The 13,136-nt window shown below is 71.7% G+C and carries 11 protein-coding genes; 4 read left to right on the top strand and 7 right to left on the bottom strand.

From position 1 onward, the window contains the following. Window positions 1–136: 136 nt before the first annotated feature. Complete coding sequence (locus tag AAH991_RS28825) at window positions 137–1,015, bottom strand: phosphotransferase family protein (RefSeq protein ID WP_346229058.1); 879 nt, start codon at window positions 1,013–1,015, stop codon at window positions 137–139. 9 nt (window positions 1,016–1,024) lie between these two features. Continuing rightward, window positions 1,025–1,867, bottom strand: a complete 843-nt coding sequence (locus tag AAH991_RS28820) for a spermidine synthase (protein WP_346229057.1) — start codon at window positions 1,865–1,867, stop codon at window positions 1,025–1,027. Window positions 1,868–1,899: 32 nt separating this feature from the next. Here AAH991_RS28820 and AAH991_RS28815 point away from each other — a divergent pair, with 32 nt between their 5' ends. Further along, on the top strand, window positions 1,900–3,555 hold the full coding sequence (locus tag AAH991_RS28815; protein ID WP_346229056.1) for a penicillin-binding transpeptidase domain-containing protein: 1,656 nt from the start codon (window positions 1,900–1,902) through the stop codon (window positions 3,553–3,555). Window positions 3,556–3,559: 4 nt separating this feature from the next. On the opposite strand, the gene AAH991_RS28810 is transcribed toward AAH991_RS28815, so the two are convergent. The 3 genes from AAH991_RS28810 to AAH991_RS28800 form a co-directional block, all read right to left on the bottom strand. Then, window positions 3,560–4,006, bottom strand: a complete 447-nt coding sequence (locus AAH991_RS28810; protein WP_346229055.1) for an Lrp/AsnC family transcriptional regulator — start codon at window positions 4,004–4,006, stop codon at window positions 3,560–3,562. Between the two features lie 10 nt (window positions 4,007–4,016). Continuing rightward, a complete protein-coding gene (locus AAH991_RS28805) occupies window positions 4,017–5,375 on the bottom strand; it encodes a transaminase (protein ID WP_346229054.1) in 1,359 nt (452 codons plus the stop codon). A 79-nt stretch (window positions 5,376–5,454) separates the two neighbouring features. Then, window positions 5,455–6,111 (bottom strand): TetR/AcrR family transcriptional regulator C-terminal domain-containing protein, encoded by a 657-nt coding sequence (locus AAH991_RS28800; RefSeq protein WP_346229053.1) that lies wholly within the window; start codon window positions 6,109–6,111, stop codon window positions 5,455–5,457. A gap of 87 nt (window positions 6,112–6,198) precedes the next feature. Between AAH991_RS28800 and AAH991_RS28795 the strand changes: the two genes are divergently transcribed. The 3 genes from AAH991_RS28795 (at window position 6,199) to lat (ending at window position 10,540) form a co-directional block, all read left to right on the top strand. Continuing rightward, a complete protein-coding gene (locus AAH991_RS28795) occupies window positions 6,199–7,821 on the top strand; it encodes an amidohydrolase (protein ID WP_346229052.1) in 1,623 nt (540 codons plus the stop codon). Then, window positions 7,818–9,152: an APC family permease gene (locus AAH991_RS28790; protein WP_346229051.1), complete on the top strand. Its 1,335-nt coding sequence runs from the start codon at window positions 7,818–7,820 to the stop codon at window positions 9,150–9,152. The genes AAH991_RS28795 and AAH991_RS28790 overlap by 4 nt, the downstream gene beginning before the upstream one ends. A gap of 98 nt (window positions 9,153–9,250) precedes the next feature. Beyond that, window positions 9,251–10,540 carry an L-lysine 6-transaminase gene (gene lat / locus AAH991_RS28785; RefSeq protein WP_346229050.1) on the top strand — a complete coding sequence of 430 codons (1,290 nt, stop codon included), beginning with the start codon at window positions 9,251–9,253 and terminating at the stop codon, window positions 10,538–10,540. Here the strand turns inward: lat and AAH991_RS28780 are convergent. Next, window positions 10,529–10,756, bottom strand: a complete 228-nt coding sequence (locus AAH991_RS28780) for a helix-turn-helix domain-containing protein (protein WP_169986625.1) — start codon at window positions 10,754–10,756, stop codon at window positions 10,529–10,531. The two genes, lat and AAH991_RS28780, sit on opposite strands and share 12 nt — an antisense overlap. A 99-nt stretch (window positions 10,757–10,855) precedes the next feature. Continuing rightward, on the bottom strand, window positions 10,856–13,135 hold the full coding sequence (locus tag AAH991_RS28775; RefSeq protein WP_346229049.1) for a penicillin acylase family protein: 2,280 nt from the start codon (window positions 13,133–13,135) through the stop codon (window positions 10,856–10,858). Between the last annotated feature and the right edge of the window lies 1 nt (window position 13,136).

Genomic DNA, 13,136 nt, shown 5'->3' with positions numbered 1-13,136 from the left:
CCACCCGGCCCGCCCAGCCCGGACCACCCGGCCCGCCCAGCCCGGACCACCCGGCCCGGACCAGGCGGGTGCGGGAATGACGACCACGACGGGAGGAAGGGGATGCTGTGATCACAGCGATCGCTCCGGGATGGAGTCAGCGGTAGCCGGTCAGGCCGTCCGCCAGTTGCGCGTCGTCGCCGTCCCGCTGCGCGGACAGGGCCTGCTGCAGGGCGAAGGTGGCGCGAATCGCGGCGATGCGGGTGGTCATCGTGCTGTCCGACCAGCCGCCCAGTTCGAGCACCCGATGCAGGAAACGCGTGCCGTAGCTGGCGTCGACGGCCGCCAGGTCCTCGGCGGGATCGCCGATCGTGACCTCATCCCAGTCGATCACGGCGGTGAGCACAGGCAGTCCGTCGTGGCACTCCCACAGGACGTTCTCGGCGCCGAGATCACCGTGCACCAGCGCGTGGGCGAGGTGAGGAAGGCGGTCGAGTGCCGCGAGTTCCTGCTCGGCTCGTTGGCGCCCCTCCCCGGACATGAGCCCGAACAGTTCGGAGCGGACGTCCGCTGCGAACCGTCGCCACCGATCTTCCTGGGGTGCCGGCAGGGTCGCACGCACCTTCTTCCCCGCACGGCCTGCCTCAGCGCCGTTCCTGGCCAGTTCGGTCAGGAGCGTGACGTACTGCGCCGCCGCGGCCTCGGCCACCCGGGGATTGTCGAGTGCGGCGGCCTCCAGCGGGGCTCCGGGCACGCGGCTGAGGACGAGAAACGGCGGCTCGTCCGTGCCGTGCTCGCCGCCCTCCGCCAGCGGCCGAGGCGTGGCGAAGCCGAGGTCGAGCCCGGCGAGCAGGCGCAGGACAGCGGCCCTGTACGGCAGCCGGGCGGCCGCCGCTGCCGTGCGAGGCAGGCACACGACACGGTCCGCGCCGATCACCACCTGGTGGAACTGCCCGTGGCGGACGATGAGGTCGTCCGGCTCGGCGTCCGGCAGAAGCCGGCTCAGCAGCGCGCGATTCGCCTGGATGATCTCCATCGGCGCAGGCTACTCGAACAGGCCGGGCGGGGGGACGGGGGAGAGGACGGCGTCGCCGTCGCGGATGGGGGCGGCCCCCGCGACCAGCCGGGTGAGGTCCTCGTCGGCCACGCACCTGGCCTGCGTGAGGCCGCCGGCCGCCTTCCTGGTCAGTCCCTCGATCGGCAGATCGCCGGGCGAGGCCGCCAGGATGACGTTGCCGAACCTGCGCCCGCGCAGGATGCCGGGCTCGGCAAGCAGCGCGACGTGCGGGAAGACGCGGCTCACCGTGGAGGCGACCCGCTTGACGAAGGGCAGGCCCTTGCCGTCCGCCACGTTGATCAGCGCCGTGCCGGAGGGACGCAGTACGCGCGCGATCTCCGCCATGTACTGGACGGTCGCCAGCTCGACGGGCATCGTCGCCCCCGTGAACGCGTCGAGCACGAAGAGGTCGGCCGAGTCGTCCCCGAGGTCCGCCATCGCCGCGCGGCCGCCCACGACCCGGACTTTCAGCCGGGGCACCGACTTGAGGCTGAGCTGGTCGCGCACGAGCTGGACCAGTGCGGCGTCCGGCTCCACGACGATGTGCCGGGAACCGGGCCGCCGGGCGGAGACGTAGCGCGGGATCGTGCAGGCTCCGCCACCGATGTGGACGGCGTCGAGCGGGCCATCGGGCAGGCAGTCGATCACGCTCGCCATGAGCTGGGTGTAGGAGAAGTCCAGATAGGTGGGATCGGTCAGGTCCACGTACGACTGGGGGACGCCGTCCCTGATCAGCATCCATCCGTCCGGCCGGTCGAGATCGCGCAGGAGCTCCACCTCGCCGAAGGTCACCGGGTAGCGGCCTGGCAACGGTTCTCTGCTCCTTGCCACCTATGACTCCTTTCGCGTGATATGAGAACCGTATGCGGAACAGGGCCCTGCTCGCCCTCGTCATGGTCGCCGCGGCCATCTTCGTCTTCGGCGTTGTCGGACTCATTGTCTCCGGCAGGCAGGGGACCGACTCGGACTTCGTCGCCGCGCCGCGGGGGACACTCGCTCCCGCCGGCCCGCAGACGCTTCAGCTTCGCCCCGAGTCGAGTCCCGAGCCGTCCCCCGCAGGCTCCCCGGAAGGCTCTCCGGACGAGACGGCCGCCGCCTATTTCCAGGCCTGGGTCAAGGGCGACTACGACGCCATGCGCGACCTGGTCGACGAGCCCCCCGGCGACTTCGCGGACCAGCACCGCGCGTTCGAGGACGCCGCTCTGTCCCGCTCGCTGCGGATCGCGGTCGGCGACATGGTCCGCACCGGGGACGAGACGGCCGAGATCCCGTTCACACAGGAGCGGGACGAGCAGGACGCCGGCACCTGGCGCTTCGACTCCAGCCTGCATCTCGCCGTGCGGGACCTCACCTGGAAGGTGCTCTGGACGCCGTCGGTCCTGCATCCGGAGATCCAGCCGGGCGGCAGTCTCGTCAGGACCGCGCCGGAGGTGGGACCGCTGCAGCCGGTGACCAGGGGCGGGCGGGAGTTCCCGCGCAACTCGGGCGCCGAGGCGTACCTCCAGAACCTGGTGGACCAGGGAGTGGCGCCCGCGACGGGCGTGGCCGTGGGGTGGACGCTCGAGGTCGACAATCCGGGCCTGCCGTCGAAGACCGTCCTGTCCTACAAGCCGGACAAGCGGCCGGCCGGCGTACGGACCACGATCGACTACGCGACGCAGGCCGCGGCGGCCCGGGCGCTCGACGGCGTGCAGCGCGGCGCCATCGTGGCCGTGCGGTCGTCGACGGGGGAGATCCTCGCGGTCGCCGACCGCCTGGGCGGCCGCGGGGCGTTCGAGCGCAAGTACGCACCCGGCTCGACGTTCAAGACGATCACGGCGGCGGCGCTGCTCGGCAACGGGCTGTCCCCGGACAGCACGGTGGACTGCCCGGCGGCCTACCAGATCCCGATGCACCGGTCGATCCCCAACTACCGCAACGAGAACCACGGGACGGTGACGCTGCGGCAGGCGTTCGCCCTGTCGTGCAACACCACGTTCGCCCGGCTGACGATCGAGCGGCTGAGCGGCGACACGCTGGTCGACCAGGCCAGGGCGTTCGGCTTCGGGGTGCCGGGGGAGAGCGGCGGCACGAGCACGTGCGGCAGCCTGCGGCGGCCGGAGAACCCGGACGCGCTCGCGGAGGACTCATTCGGCCAGGGCACGGTCGAGGCGACCCCGCTGTGCATGGCGCTGGTCGCCGCCGCCGTGGAGAGCGGCGAGTGGCGGCCGGCTCGCCCGCTGGCGGACGAGGCGTCGCAGGGGGAGCTGCCGCAGAGCGTGCCTCTGCCGTCCAACGTGGCGGAGGGACTGCGTTCGCTGATGAGCGCGGTCACGGTCGACGGGACCGCCGCCGGGTCGGAGCTGCCCCAGGGGGTCGCGGGCAAGACCGGCACCGCCGAGGACTGGCAGGGCGGGCAGGACCACGCCTGGTTCATCGGTTATCGGGGCGACCTCGCCTTCGCCGTGTTCGTCGAGCACGGCGGCACCGGCCGTGGCGCCGCCGTGCCCATCGCCGCGCGGTTCCTGAAAGCCCTTTAGGGCCTCACACGCCGGGCCAGGCGAACCGGTGGGTGTGGATCCCGAAATAGGTGAACGCCTCGGCCCGGGTGACGCCCGGCACCCGCTTGACGTGGTCGTTGAGCACGGTCAGGAGCTCGGCCGGCTCCCGGCACACCACCTCGGCGAACAGGTCGAACGAGCCCGCCGTGAGCACCACGTAGATCACGCCGGACAGCTCGCTGATCCGGTCGGCGACCTCGTGCACGTCGCTGTCGACGCGGACGCCGATCAGCGCCATGACCGGCAGGCCCAGCGCCATCGGGTCGGTGACGCCGACGATCTGCACGACGCCCTCGTCGCGCAGCCGCTGCACGCGTTGCCGTACGGCGGGCGCCGACAGGCCGGTGGCCTCGGCCAGCGCGGTGTAGGAGGCCCGGCCGTCCCGCTGCAGCTCGCGCAGCAGGACCCTGTCGATCTCGTCCACGTTCATGCGGCGGGGCTCACGAGACCAGGTCCGCCACGGCCGCGGCGAACACCTCGTGGTGGAGGTCCACGTCCGCCTCGGTGGTGGCGGGCGACATCAGCGCCATGTTGTGGAACGGCGTGAGCAGCACGCCCCGGTTGGCCAGGTAGACGTGCAGGTAGTCGTCCAGGTCGGGGTCGCCTGCCGCGTTCGACTCGCCGCCGTCGCGGGGCGCCGGGCTGGTGAAGCGATACTCGGCGCGCGCACCGAGCTGGGTGACCGACCACGGCAGGCCGTAGGCGTCGATCACCTCCTGGACGCCCTTGGTGAAGCGGGTCGCCAGCTCGGTCATGGCGGCGAACGCGTCGTCGGTGAGCACGTGCTCCAGCGTCGCGCGCATCGCGGCGACCGACAGGGCGTTGCCGGCCAACGTGCCGCCGACGCCGCCCATGTCGACCAGGTCGAGGCCCTCCATCGCCTCGATGCGCGCCGCGACCTCGGCGGACAGGCCGTACCCGCCGCTGGGGATGCCGCCGCCGATCGCCTTGCCGATCGTGACGATGTCGGGGTGCAGGTCCCACGCCTTCGTGCAGCCGCCCGGCCCCGCCGAGAGGGTGTGCGTCTCGTCGTTGATCAGCAGGCTGCCGTACCGCCGGGTCAGCTCCCGCACGCCCTCCAGGTAACCCGGCTCGGGCAGCACGATCCCGATGTTGGTGAGGGCGGGCTCCATGAGGACCGCCGCGACGTCGCCGTAGGCCAGTTCGCGCTCCAGCGAGGGCAGGTCGTTGAACTCGACGACGCGCGAGGTGACGGTGGGGTCGACCGGCGCGCCGACGTTGCCTTCACGCGAGACCTGCTCGCCGTCCGGGCCGACCACGATCAGCACCTCGTCGACGCTGCCGTGGTAGCAGTAGCTGTTCACGAGGATCTTGGGCCTGCCGGTGATGGCCCTGGCCAGCCGGATCGCCCACCGGTTGGCGTCCGTGGCCGTGAGCGAGAAGCTCCAGTAGGGCAGGCCGAACCGCCGGCCCAGCTCGGCGCCGACCCAGGCGGCGTCCTCGGTCGGCATCATGACCGTGGCCCCGCCCAGCCGGCCGAACCGGTCGGCCACCGCCTCCACGGTGGCCCGGGGCGAGTGGCCCGCCATCGCGCCCGTGTCGCCGAGGCAGAGGTCGACGTACTCGTGGCAGTCCAGGTCGGTGACGCGGGCGCCGTGCGCCTCGGCCAGGTACAGCGGGAAACCCGCCGCCGTCTTGTTCATCCACGTCATCGGCACGCCGCCGAACAGGTGGCCTCTCGCCTGCTCGTACGCGGCGGCCGAGCGCGGGTTGCGCTCCCGGAACGCGGCGCGCTCGCGGTCGAGGAGCCGGGCCAGGCGAGTACGGTCGATCATCATCCCTGCCTCAGAAAAGATCGCTGATATCCGTGCACGACCACGGAATCTGAAGCAAAAGTACACAAAGACTTCTGTTTCGTCACCCCAAGGTGGAGAGCGTCCGCCGTAGTCCGTCCACGATCGCCGCCAGTCCGACCTCGAAGGACAGGTCCGCCGGCGGGCGTCCGCCCGAAGCGGCGGCCTCGTCGCGGGCGCGCACCGTGGCCGCGAAGACCGGGACCTGATCGGCCAGCGGCCCGGCGTCGAACATGTCGGGCGGCGCCACCAGGTCGAGCGCCGAGCCGAGGATGAAGGACTCCACGGCCACCATCACCGGGATGACCATCGCCTCGGGCCAGCCGCCACGCCGCAGGCCGGCCACGACCTCCTCGTACATCCGCAGCGTGCGCAGGGCGCCGGTGATCGGCTGCGTGGCCAGCAACGAGATCGCGGGCGGATGCGCGGCGAACGCGTCGCGGTAGCCGTGGGCCCACCGCACCAGCGCCTCGTCCCAGGGCAGTTCGGCGAACATCGAGGCGTCGATGGCGTCGGAGACGATCTCGCGGACCGCCGCCAGGATGTCGTCCTTGCCGGCCACGTGGTTGTAGAGCGAGGACGGCCGGACGCCCAGCCGTCCGGCGAGGGCGGCCATGGAGAAGCCATCGGCTCCGGCGTCGTCGATGAGGGCCAGCGCGGCCCGCGCGATGGCCTGTCTGCTCAGCACCGGCGTCGCCGGCCGTCCCGCTCGCCGTCGCATCCGGCCCGCAACCCCCTTCCGCTTCGCCCTTCGACAACCTATCCTCATCCCACTAAACGAACGTCATTCGATTTATCGGGGACGCCCATGTCGCGCATCCTCTTCTCAAACGGCACGATCTGGACGGGCACCGGGACGACCACCGACGCCCTGTCCGTACGGAACGGCCGGATCGAGGCACTCGGAGCCGCCGCCCTGGCGCGTGACCACGACGAACGCGTGGACCTGGGCGGCGGAATGCTCCTGCCGGCCTTCGCCGACGGGCACTGCCACCCGGACCACGCCGGGTTCGAGGCGATGGGCCCGCGGGTCAGGGGGCTCGGCACGGTCGAGGAGATCGTGGAGGAGGTGCGCCGCCACGCCGCCGCCCATCCCGGCGCCGACTGGATCGTCGGCGGCGGCTACGACGCGACGATCGTCCCCGACGGCCTGTTCGACGCCCACTGGCTGGACGAGGCGGTGCCCGACCGGCCGGTCGCGCTGCGGGCCTGGGACTACCACACGTTGTGGTGCAACTCCGAGGCCATGCGGCGGGCCGGGCTGGACGCCTCGACGCCCGACACCCCGCGAGGCCGCTTCGCCCGGCGCCCGGACGGCGACCTGCTCGGGACCATGATCGAGTGGGACGCCGTCGACGCCGTCCTCGCCGCCGCCCCCGCCCGCACGACCGGGGACCTCGTCACCGCGCTCGCCGCGTCCACCGCCGCGTACGTCGCGGCCGGCGTCACCTGGATCCAGGACGCGTGGGTGGAGCACGGCACGGTCGAGGCCTACCTGGAGGCGGCCCGCCGGGGACTGCTGGCGACCCGGGTGAACCTCGCCTTCCGCGCCGACCCGGCGCGGTGGCGTGCGCAGCTCGCCGAGTTCGCCACCGACCGGGAGCGGGTGCGGGCGCTCGGCCACGACCGCCTCACCGCCCACACGGTGAAGTTCTTCCTGGACGGCATCCTGGAGAACCGCACGGCGTCGCTGCTCGCGCCGTACAGCGACGATCCCTGCACCCGGGGCATGCCCGTCTGGCCGTTCGGCGACCTGCTCGAAGCCCTCACGGCGGTGGACGCGATGGGCCTGCAGGCGCACCTGCACGCGATCGGCGACGCCGGCATCCGCACGGCGCTCGACGCGATCGAGCACGTGACCCGGGTGAACGGCCCGCGCGACCGCAGGCCGGTGATCGCCCACGTGCAGATGCTGGCGGAGGAGGACCTGCCGCGGTTCGCCCGGCTCGGCGTGATCGCCAACCTCCAGCCCCTGTGGGCGCGCACCGACCCCCCGATGACGAAGCTGACCTTCCCCAGGATCGGGCCGGAGCGGGCCCGGCGGCAGTACCTCATCGGCTCGCTGCTGCGGGCCGGGGTGCGCGTCTCGTTCGGCAGCGACTGGCCGGTGAGCGACCACCGCCCGCTGGCCGGGCTGCCGGTCGCGGTGACGCGGGAGAACGCCGAGCGCGAGCCGTCCGGCGGCTGGCTGCCCGGGGAGCGCATCGGCATCGAGGAGGCGCTGTCGGCCTACACGGCCGGGGTGGCCCACCAGGCGTTCGCCGAGGACGAGCGCGGCGCCCTGGCCCCCGGAAAGGCGGCCGACCTGGTCTGGCTGGACCGCGACGTCCGGCGGCTGGACCCCCATGACATCGCGGACCGGACGGCCGTCCTCGGCACGTGGACGGCCGGCGTGAGAACCTTCCCCCCAGCCCACAGGAGTGGCGTATGACCCAACCCGCCGGACTCAAGCGCGTCCTCGGCGTCCCCGGACTGACCCTGTTCGGGCTGACCTATCTCGCCCCGGTGGCCGTCTTCACGACGTACGGAGCCGTCACCCAGGTCACCGAGGGCCACCTGCCCGCGGCCTACGTGGTCGCCCTCGTGGTCATGCTGTTCACGGCGTTCAGCTACGGCAGGATGGCCAGGGCGTACCCCACCGCCGGGTCCGCCTACACCTACACCCAGCAGACCTTCGGCGGCCATGTCGGCTTCATGACCGGCTGGACGCTCATGCTGGACTACCTGTTCCTGCCGATGGTCAACTTCCTGCTCATCGGGATCTACCTGAACAGCCAGTTCCCCGGGGTGCCCCAGTGGATCTTCACTCTGGGAGCGCTGCTGCTGGTGCTCGTGCTCAACATCCTCGGCATCACCGTGATGAACCGGGTCAGCGTCCTGGTCGTCGGGCTGTCGGTGGTGCTGGTCGCGGTGTTCGTCGCGCTGTCGCTGAAGCACCTCGCCGGTCACCCCGCGGCGTCGCCCTTCGCCTCCTTCACTCCCGGGCAGGGCGTGTTCGCGGGGGCGGCGATCCTGGCGCTGAGCTTCCTCGGGTTCGACGCCGTCTCCACCCTGTCGGAGGAGGCGAGGGAGCCCCGCCGGGCGATCCCGCGCGCCATCGTGCTCACCACGCTCCTCGGCGGCCTGCTGTTCGTCCTGGTCGCGTGGATGGGCAGCCTCGTCCACCCCGGCTACGACGACTTCGCCGACGCCGACACGGCCGGTGTGGACATCATGGCGGCGCTCGGCGGCGCCGCGTTCGAGACGATCTTCGTCGCGATCTACGTGGTCGGCGCCTTCGGATCGGCCATGGCCACGCAGGCGAGCGTCTCGCGGATCCTCTACTCGATGGGCCGCGACGGCGTGCTGCCCCGCGCGGCGTTCGCCCGGCTGCACCCGCGCTTCCGCACCCCGGCCGTCGCCACCGCCGTGGTGTCGGCGGTCTCGCTCGTCGCGCTGTTCATCAGCCTGGACAACGCCGTCGTCATGGTCAACTTCGGCGCGCTCATCGCCTTCTCCATGGTGAACCTCACGGTCGTCAAGCACTACCTGGTCGACGAGCGGCGCCGGTCGGCCGCCGACCTGGTCCGGTACGGCCTGGTCCCGCTGGTGGGCTTCGCGCTGACGATCTGGTTGTGGACCAGCCTCTCGGGCATCACGTTCACGGTGGGGCTGATCTGGATGGCGGTGGGCCTCGGCTACCTCCTCGCGCTGACGAGGATGTTCACCCGCAGGCCGCCCGTGATGAGCTTCTCGGACGCCGAACCTTCCCTTACGGACTGAAAGATGTCCTCCACAGGTGCTATCTGGGCGAAAACTATTCACATAGATGGCCGTGTGTGAGGGAATCATCTCGTTTCCCAGTATGACGCGGAGGCGAAATGGACCCCACCGCCGTACACGACGCCCTCGCACGGCACCTGCTCGTCGACGGTTACCGTCTTGTGCTCGACCTGGACAGAAGCGCCGGCTCCTGGCTGGTCGACGCCCGCGACGACCGGAGGTATCTCGACTTCTACACGTTCTTCGCGTCGTCGCCGCTCGGGGTGAACCCGTTCGCCGACGACCCGGACTTCGTGGCACTGCTCGGCCGGGTGGCGGCCAACAAGCCGGCCAACTCCGACATGTACACCGTCCACCTCGCCGAGTTCGTGGAGACGTTCCGGCGCGTGCTCGGCGACCCCGAACTGCCGCACCTGTTCTTCGTCGAAGGCGGGTCGGCGGCCGTGGAGAACGCGCTCAAGTGCGCCTTCGACTGGAAGAGCCGCTGGAATGAGGCCCACGGCCGCCACCCCGGACTCGGCACCCGCGTCCTCCACCTCACCCGGGCCTTCCACGGCCGGGGCGGCTACACGCTCTCGCTCACCAACACCGACCCGGTCAAGACCGACAGGTTTCCCCGGTTCTGCTGGCCGCGCATCGACGTTCCCGCCATCCACCTCGGGAACGTCGAACGGGCCGAGAAGCGCGCCCTGGCGCAGGCCAGGGAGGCGTTCGAGCGGTTCCGCCACGACATCGCCTGCTTCATCGCCGAGCCGATCCAGGGCGAGGGCGGCGACAACCACATGCGCCCGGAGTTCCTCCAGGCGATGCAGGCGCTCTGCCACGAGTACGAGGCGCTGTTCGTCGTGGACGAGGTGCAGACCGGCGTCGGCCTGACCGGCACCCCCTGGGCGTACCAGCAGTTGGGACTGGCCCCCGACATCGTGGCCTTCGCGAAGAAGGTCCAGGTCGGCGGCATCATGGCGGGCCGCAGGGTGGACCTCGTGCCCGACAACGTGTTCCGGGTGAGCGGCAGGATCAACTCCACCTGGGGCGGCGGCCTGGTCGACATGGTCCGCTCCCGCCGCCTGCTGGAGATCATCGAGCGGGACGGCCTGATCCCCAGGGCGGCCATCCTGGGCGAGAAGCTGCTGGGCGCCCTGCGGGGACTGGAGGCGGACGGCCTGGTCGCAGGCGCCCGCGGACGCGGGCTCATGTGCGCCTTCGACGTCCCCGACCCCGGCGGGCTGGTCGCCCGGCTCAGGGAGGAGCACGCGATCCTGGTGCTGCGCTGCGGCGAACGGTCGGTGCGGCTGCGACCGGCTCTGTCCGTCCAGCCCGACGAGCTCGAGTACGGGCTCGCCGGACTGCGCGCCGCTCTGCTCGGCGCCGGCCGGTCACTGTCCTGAGGAGGGCTCGGCCTCGCCACGCCAGCGGCAGATCGCCCTGACCCGCGACTCCACCCCGAGCTTGGCGTAGATGCGGTTCACGTGGTTCTTCACGGTCTTCTCGCTCAGGAACAGCCGCTGGGCGATCTCGCCATTGGAGTGACCGGTCGCGATCAACTCCATGACCTCGGTCTCCCGCTTGCTCAGTCCCATTGCGGTGCGGTCGTCGATTCTCATCCGGCCTCCGTCGAAGACGTCAGAGATCGCCGAGGCCCCCGCACGGCGGTTGTGAGCGAGAGCATAACCCGCAATATCCACCTTTGGGGCAACGAGTGCTTACTTGCCCGCGTCAACGCCTCCACGGACTGTGACGGTCCTCAGACGCGGATCGGCGGCGATCTCCGCGGCGGTGAAGCGCTCGGTGACCCACCCGCCGCGCGAGAACAGCGCCGTCTGGTCGGTGTGATGCGGCGAGGCGGGGTTTGCGGACAGGGAGTAGGTGAGGACGGTGCGGGCACGCGGCCCGCCGGGGGTGAGCTCGACGGCCATCATGAAGCTGGAGCCGGTGTCCACCTCCGGGTAGCGTCCGTCCACGCCCAGCGGCCCGCGCATGCGCACCCGGTCGAAGCAGCCCTCCCCTTCCGTGCAGCCGGGGATCGGGATGGAGGAGTAGCTCTGGGCCTGCCCGGGAGTGAGCGTCAGCGGGATCCCGTTGGAGCGGAAGAACAGCACGGCGTCGGCGAGGGCCTGCCGTACGGCCGGGTCGTCCTTGAGTCCGCGAGGGGTGGTCAGCGGACGCGCGGGGTCGAACGGCACCCGCCACGCGGGATGAGGGAGCCGGGTGAAGAACTCCCGCCAGAGGATCGCGCCCTCGCCGTCGAGGGTGGCGCGCCCGTCCCACGTGCCCAGCGTCCGGCAGGCCTCGCGCACGTCCGCCCGGGAGCCTGGAGAAGACCGGTCGGCACGGCACATCTTCAGCAGGTCGTCGCGCATCAGCTCGAAAGTGAGGTTGCGCTTGCCCCGCACCGTGGCCTGCAGCGTCTCCAGCGTGAAGCCGGGCGCGCCGAGTCCGTCGGCGCCGGACAGCCGCCGGGCGATCATGTCGAGGCCGGCCCGGGGGCGCGGCTCCAGGTCGGTGCCCGTCTCGCCGTACGCCTTGGGATAACCGGTGAGCGGCTTCGCCGGGTTCGTCATCCAGTAGGTGTTGTTGGAGTTGGCCACGTAGTCGGCGCGGACCAGCGTCGGCTGGCTGCCGGGCCCGAAGATGCCCGGCACGACGGCGTCGCCGTCCCTGCCCCACAGGCACGCGGAGGTCGAGCCGTCCAGCACGTACGCGTCCAGGCCCGGAACGGGCGAAGGCTCGGCGCAGCGCTTCGCCGCGGCGTCGCCGACGTGGGGGACGACCGAGGTGTCGGCGAAGTAGGCGGTCCCGCTCACGTCGGTGGCGAGGGTGTGGACGAACGGCATCCCCTGGTGGGTCCGCTGGGCCGCGCGCAGCTCGTCGACGCTGCCCGCCCTGGCCATCGCCAGCCATTCGTCGGCCGCCCGCAGGTTGGCGGCGTTCGCGTCGGCCAGCGCGTACGCGGCCTCGTCGGTGTGCCCGGCCGCGAGCACCGGGCCGTAGCGCGAGGTGAGGAGCGTGTGGGCGGAGACGGTGCCGTCCGGCAGCGTGACCTCCACCTCCTGCTCGCCCATCGGTTCCGCCCGGCCGTCCACCGTGTAGCTGCGGCCGTCCGCGAGTGCCAGCCGGTAGACGCTGAAGCGCTGGGCGTGGGAGACGGTGTGGGTCCAGGCGACCTTCGCGTTGTGGCCGATCTGGACGACCGGCGTGCCGTACAGACTGCCGCCGGAGACGTCGAGCACGCCGGGAATGGTGAGCTGGACCTGGTAGAAGCGGCGGATCCCCTGCCAGGGGAAGTGCGGGTCGGCCAGCACCATGCCGCCGCCTCCGCGGGTGACCTGACGCCCCAGGGCCCAGGCGTTGCTGCCCGCCGCGGGCCTGGGCGGGGGTTTCTCGTCCTCCGGTCCGGCGATCCCGGTGATCGCCTCCTTGAGCGGCGAGCTGGAGAGCATCCGGCTGAGGTCGAGCAGGTTGTGCCACATGTCGGTGGCGGTTATCGGGCCGACCCAGGCCTTGCCCCGGCAGGTGGGGTCGGGCAGGTTCGCCACGCCGGTGTCCGCCAGGTAGCGGTTGTATCCGGCGACGTAGCCGTCGACCAGGCGGCGCAGCTCGCCGCTCGGGCCGACCGGCGCGGGCCGGGCCAGCAGCCGCCGTACGACGCCCGAGCCGGCGACGCTCTTGTAGTAGACGTCGCTGGCGAGGTTGGCGACCGGCTTGGCCGGGTCGTCGGACTCGGCCAGCGGGCCGAAGTAGCGGGACCGCTCACCGCGCAGCGTCACCACCCAGGAGGCCAGCGTGCACAGGTTGTCCTGGGCGAAGGCGTAGCCGTACCCGAATCCGAGGCCGCCGTAGTCGTCGGCGGTGATGTGCGGGATGCCGTACTCGGTGCGCCGGATCGTGGCCGTGTAACTTCCGTCGGCCGCCTCCGCCGCGGGTACGGCCGCGACGGCGGGGGTGAGTAACGCCAGCGCGATCACGAGTGGTCTGAGCTTCATC

The organism is Microbispora sp. ZYX-F-249, from assembly GCF_039649665.1.
Lineage (GTDB): Bacteria > Actinomycetota > Actinomycetes > Streptosporangiales > Streptosporangiaceae > Microbispora > Microbispora maris.
This window is presented reverse-complemented; position numbering and strand designations above follow the sequence as displayed.

Bases quoted from the DNA above. Each gene is read 5' to 3' on its own strand.
- AAH991_RS28825 (WP_346229058.1), bottom strand. From the start codon at position 1,015: ATGGAGATCATCCAGGCGAATCGCGCGCTGCTGAGCCGGCTTCTGCCG.
- AAH991_RS28815 (WP_346229056.1), top strand. From the start codon at position 1,900: ATGCGGAACAGGGCCCTGCTCGCCCTCGTCATGGTCGCCGCGGCCATC.
- AAH991_RS28810 (WP_346229055.1), bottom strand. From the start codon at position 4,006: ATGAACGTGGACGAGATCGACAGGGTCCTGCTGCGCGAGCTGCAGCGG.
- AAH991_RS28805 (WP_346229054.1), bottom strand. From the start codon at position 5,375: ATGATGATCGACCGTACTCGCCTGGCCCGGCTCCTCGACCGCGAGCGC.
- AAH991_RS28800 (WP_346229053.1), bottom strand. From the start codon at position 6,111: ATGCGACGGCGAGCGGGACGGCCGGCGACGCCGGTGCTGAGCAGACAG.
- AAH991_RS28795 (WP_346229052.1), top strand. From the start codon at position 6,199: ATGTCGCGCATCCTCTTCTCAAACGGCACGATCTGGACGGGCACCGGG.
- AAH991_RS28790 (WP_346229051.1), top strand. From the start codon at position 7,818: ATGACCCAACCCGCCGGACTCAAGCGCGTCCTCGGCGTCCCCGGACTG.
- lat (WP_346229050.1), top strand. From the start codon at position 9,251: ATGGACCCCACCGCCGTACACGACGCCCTCGCACGGCACCTGCTCGTC.
- AAH991_RS28780 (WP_169986625.1), bottom strand. From the start codon at position 10,756: ATGAGAATCGACGACCGCACCGCAATGGGACTGAGCAAGCGGGAGACC.
- AAH991_RS28775 (WP_346229049.1), bottom strand. From the start codon at position 13,135: ATGAAGCTCAGACCACTCGTGATCGCGCTGGCGTTACTCACCCCCGCC.